The sequence below is a fragment of the Sandarakinorhabdus sp. genome, assembly GCF_032115815.1.
In the GTDB taxonomy this organism is placed as follows: Bacteria; Pseudomonadota; Alphaproteobacteria; order Sphingomonadales; family Sphingomonadaceae; genus Sandarakinorhabdus.
Genome location: NZ_JAUMBI010000143.1, coordinates 1 through 4,036 on the forward strand (window position 1 = coordinate 1; position 4,036 = coordinate 4,036).

A 4,036-nucleotide genomic window follows, 5' to 3' on the forward strand; every position below is an offset into this window, starting at 1 on the left:
TCTCGTTTGCGTTGCTGAAGGCGCTTACGCCGCCAGCGCGATGCCTTCGTAGCGGGAAAGGTGGAAATCCACGCTGCCGAACTGGTTTTCGATCAGCGTGGCGCGCTTGAAATAATGGCCCACGGCCAGTTCCTGGGTGATGCCGATGCCGCCATGCACCTGCACGGCGTTCTGGCCAACGAACTTGGCACCCTTGCCCACCTTGGCCTTGGCCATCGAAACCGCGGCGCTGCGTTCGGCGGTGTCTAGTTTCAGCGTGGCCATCATGGTCATGGAAACGGCCTGTTCGACCTCCATGAACATGTCGACCAGGCGATGCTGGATGACCTGGAAATCGCCGATCGCCTTGCCGAACTGCTTGCGCTGCTTGGCATAATCCAGCGTGGTGGCATGCAGCACCTTCAGCACGCCGCAGGCTTCGGCGCACAGGGCGGCGGTGGCTTCATCCACCACGGCTTCGATCAGCGGCAGCGCTTCTTCGCGCAGCACATGTTCGGCGCCCACGGCGACATTTTCGAAATAGACTTCCGAAGCGCTGGTGCCGTGCACGGTGAGATAATCGCGGCGGGTGATGCCCTTGGCATCGGCCGGGATCAGCAGCAGCGCCACGCCACCCGCATCGCGCTGGCCGCCGGCGGTGCGCGCGGTGACGAGCAGATGCGTGGCATGTGACGCGCCTTCCACGACCGCCTTGTGGCCATTCAACAGGCCGCCCTTCAGCGTGGTGGTGAGATCGTTCAGATAGAAACGGCCCTGCGGTTCATAGGCCGCAAAGGCGATGCGGGTGGTGCCGGCAATGATCGAGGGGATCACGGCGTCAGCAATCGCGCCGCCCACATGCTTCAACGCGCCGCCGCCGATGACAACGGTGGAGAGATAGGGTTCCAGCACGATGGCGCGGCCCATTTCTTCCATCACCACCATGTTCTCGATCGCGCCGCCGCCAAGGCCGCCATGCGCTTCTGCAAACGGCGCGCCCAGCACGCCGAGTTCTTCGGCAAAGGCCTGCCACACGGCCGGGTTCCAGCCCTTGCCGCCGTGCACCACCTTCTGGCGGGCGTCGAACGTGTAGGTATCCGCCAGATAGCGCGAAAGCATGTCGCGCAGCATGGTCTGTTCTTCGGTGAAATTGAAATCCATGTTCCGTCCCCAAAGTAATGCCGTCACCCCGGCGAACGCCGGGGCCCATCTCCCGCCTTTGCCGCTTGTAACCACGGTCGGGGCGATGGGCCCCGGCTTTCGCCGGGGTGACGCTTATTGTGTCAGAGCCCCAGCACCATCTTTGCGATGATGTTGCGCTGGATCTCGTTGGACCCGCCATAGATGCTGGTCTTGCGCATGTTGAAATACACCGGTGCGGTGCGGCGGGCGCTGTCCGGGCCGACGGCGAAGCTGTTGTCGCCTTCGCCCATCGAACGGAAGTACGGCGCGCCATAGGTGCCCGCGGCTTCCAGCGCCAACTCGGTCAGCCGCTGCTGGATTTCGGTGCCCTTGATCTTGAGCAGGCTGGATTCCGGCCCCGGGCCCTTGCCGCTGCTTTCGCCAGCGAGAGTCCGCAGTTCGGTATATTCCAGCGCGGCCAGATCGACTTCCAGTTCGGCCACCTTGCGCTTGAAGAACGGGTTGGCCAGCAGGGCCTCTCCGCCATCTTCGGTGTTGCGCGCCACCTGCTTGATGCGCTCAACATTGCGCTTGGAAGCAGCCACGCCGGCGATGCCGGTGCGTTCGTGGGCCAGCAGGAACTTGGCGCAGGTCCAGCCCTTGTTTTCGTGGAACACGCGGTTTTCCACCGGCACGATCACGTCTTCCAGCCAGACTTCGTTGACCTCATGCTCACCGCCAAGGGTGATGATCGGGCGCACGGTGATGCCGGGCGTCTTCATGTCGATCAGCAGGAAGCTGATGCCTTCCTGGATCTTGGCGGTGGGATCGGTGCGAACGAGGAAGAAACCCCAATCGGCATGCTGCGCCATCGTCGTCCAGGTCTTCTGGCCGTTGACGCGGTAATATTCCTTGCCGTCATCGCCGGTGAAGCGCTCGGCGCGGGTGCGCAAGCTGGCAAGGTCGGAACCGGCGCCGGGTTCGGAATAACCCTGGCACCACCAATCCTCGCCGCTCAGGATGCGCGGCAGGAACTTGGCCTTCTGCTCCGGCGTGCCGAACGTGTAGATCACCGGGCCCACCATCGACAGGCCGAACGGCATCAGGCGCACGGTATCGGCGGCGGCGGTTTCTTCCGACCAGATATAACGCTGGGTGGCGGTCCAGCCGGTGCCGCCATACTCAGTCGGCCAGGCCGGAACGATCCAGCCCTTTTCATGCAGCACCTTGTGCCAGGCGAGGAAATCTTCCTTCGCCATCTCTTCACCCTCGTCGATCTTCTCACGCAGATAAGACGGATAGGCATCGCGGATGAAGGCGCGCACTTCGTCACGAAAGGCAACATCTTCGGCGCTGAAATTCAGGTCCATGGCTTCACTCCCCAGCTTGCAGGTTGACGTTTACGTAAACCCGAATCGGGGCAGCGGCAACCCTGTGAATTTTGCCGCTGCGACACCTTGCGCCGCCCCCGGCCATCTCCACATTCAATCCATGCTGAACATCGTCTCGCTCATGATCGGCCTGGTCGCGCTGGGCCTCGCCATCTTCGCCTTCCTGCCCTTCCTGGGCTGGGCCAACTGGGCGATCATCCCGCTCGCCATGGTCGGGCTGGGGCTGGGCTTCCTGTCCGGCAAGGACGCCGGGCGGAACCTCAACCTGATCGTCATCGTGGTCGGCGCGTTCCGCCTGTTCATGGGCGGCGGGATTCTTTAAGCCGCCCGCGCCTTGGCCTCGTCTTCCCGCTCGCGGTGGAAGATATGCGTGGCCATCATCGCGCCCATCACTGGCGCGACCAGATTGAGCACCGGCACCGCGAACAGCCCGGCGGTGCCGATGCCGATGCCCCATGAGTCCCATTTGTGCTGCCCCGGCCAGGCGCGGGATTCGCCCAACGCCACGTGGCGGGCGGCGACGGCTTCGAGATATTCGCGGCCCAGGGCCCAGCCGTTGGCGATGATGAACAGGATCAGCGGCCCGATGCCGGTGACGAGCAGCAGCAGATAGGCCGGCAGCAGCAACAGGTTGATCAGGGCGACGCGGATCGCCGCCCGCCCGCCCATGGCGAGTTCGACGCCGAGGCCGAGCGCGTGGCCCTTGGCGTGGGGGTAGTAGCGGGTTTCGACGGCGACGATGATCTCGTCTTGCCACATGGCCATCACGGCGGTGGCGATGCTGGTGAAGCCCAACCATGTCAGCAGCATGGAGAGCAGGAAAGCTGCGGCATCGCCGGCGCCGTTGGTCCAGAAGCTTTGCAGCCATTCTGGCCAGCCATTGGTTTCGATCATGGCGATGCCCTTGAACACCGCCCACGCCAGGCCGGCGAACAGGATCAGCGTGAGCAGCAGCGCGCGCAGCAGGATACGGCGGATGGCCGGGTCCCACAGTTGGGCGAAGCTGAGGATGAAGGCGGCGGGCATTTCGCCCTTTAGGTAAGGTCTGGGCAGGGGCGGGGCAAGCGGCTATGGCACGGCCTGCATTTTCAGGAGCCGTGCATGCCGCAGTATGACATTCTCGCCATGGGCAACGCCATCGTTGATGTGATCAGCAGCGAGAGCCCGGATTTCCTGTCCAGCCGTGGGATCGAGCATGGATGCATGCGCCTGATCGATGCCGGTGAGGCCGAGGCGCTCTATGCCGCCATGGGCCCCGGGCGCGAGATCAGCGGCGGTTCGGCGGCCAATTCGGTGGTGGGTGCAGCGGCCTTGGGCGCGCGCACGGCGTTTGTGGGCCGGGTGGCGGGCGATCAGCTGGGCCACGTGTTCACCCATGATATCCGCGCGGCCGGCGTGGCATTTGACACGGCGGCGGCAACGGGCGGCCCGCCCACCGGGCGCTGCCTGATCGTGGTGACGCCCGATGGCGAGCGCACGATGAACACCTATCTGGGCGCCTGCCAGGAACTGGATGCCAGCGATCTGGATGCCGAACTGGTGGC

Annotated in this window: 5 protein-coding genes; 2 read left to right on the forward strand and 3 right to left on the reverse strand. The window is 64.3% G+C overall.

Features of this window, described 5'->3' with window-relative positions; all coding sequences use genetic code 11:
* Positions 1-24 precede the first annotated feature (24 nt).
* Together RT662_RS08405 and RT662_RS08410 are read right to left on the reverse strand one after the other, a co-directional pair.
* On the reverse strand, positions 25-1,140 hold the full coding sequence (locus RT662_RS08405) for an acyl-CoA dehydrogenase family protein (protein WP_313670260.1): 1,116 nt from the start codon (positions 1,138-1,140) through the stop codon (positions 25-27).
* Between the two features lie 122 nt (positions 1,141-1,262).
* Positions 1,263-2,471: an acyl-CoA dehydrogenase family protein gene (locus RT662_RS08410; RefSeq protein ID WP_313670261.1), complete on the reverse strand. Its 1,209-nt coding sequence runs from the start codon at positions 2,469-2,471 to the stop codon at positions 1,263-1,265.
* A gap of 121 nt (positions 2,472-2,592) precedes the next feature.
* Between RT662_RS08410 and RT662_RS08415 the strand changes: the two genes are divergently transcribed.
* Complete coding sequence (locus tag RT662_RS08415) at positions 2,593-2,814, forward strand: hypothetical protein (RefSeq protein ID WP_022679422.1); 222 nt, start codon at positions 2,593-2,595, stop codon at positions 2,812-2,814.
* Here RT662_RS08415 and RT662_RS08420 read toward each other — a convergent pair.
* Positions 2,811-3,518: an EI24 domain-containing protein gene (locus RT662_RS08420; RefSeq protein ID WP_313670262.1), complete on the reverse strand. Its 708-nt coding sequence runs from the start codon at positions 3,516-3,518 to the stop codon at positions 2,811-2,813. The genes RT662_RS08415 and RT662_RS08420 overlap by 4 nt on opposite strands.
* A 75-nt stretch (positions 3,519-3,593) precedes the next feature.
* Here RT662_RS08420 and RT662_RS08425 point away from each other — a divergent pair.
* Positions 3,594-4,036, forward strand: a 443-nt coding sequence (locus tag RT662_RS08425; RefSeq protein WP_313670263.1) for a PfkB family carbohydrate kinase, incomplete at its 3' end; no start/stop codon positions are given.

What these genes read in the sequence shown, in the direction of transcription:
- RT662_RS08405 (WP_313670260.1), bottom strand. Translation starts at nt 1,140, where the DNA reads ATGGATTTCAATTTCACCGAAGAACAGACCATGCTGCGCGACATGCTT.
- RT662_RS08410 (WP_313670261.1), bottom strand. Translation starts at nt 2,471, where the DNA reads ATGGACCTGAATTTCAGCGCCGAAGATGTTGCCTTTCGTGACGAAGTG.
- RT662_RS08415 (WP_022679422.1), top strand. Translation starts at nt 2,593, where the DNA reads ATGCTGAACATCGTCTCGCTCATGATCGGCCTGGTCGCGCTGGGCCTC.
- RT662_RS08420 (WP_313670262.1), bottom strand. Translation starts at nt 3,518, where the DNA reads ATGCCCGCCGCCTTCATCCTCAGCTTCGCCCAACTGTGGGACCCGGCC.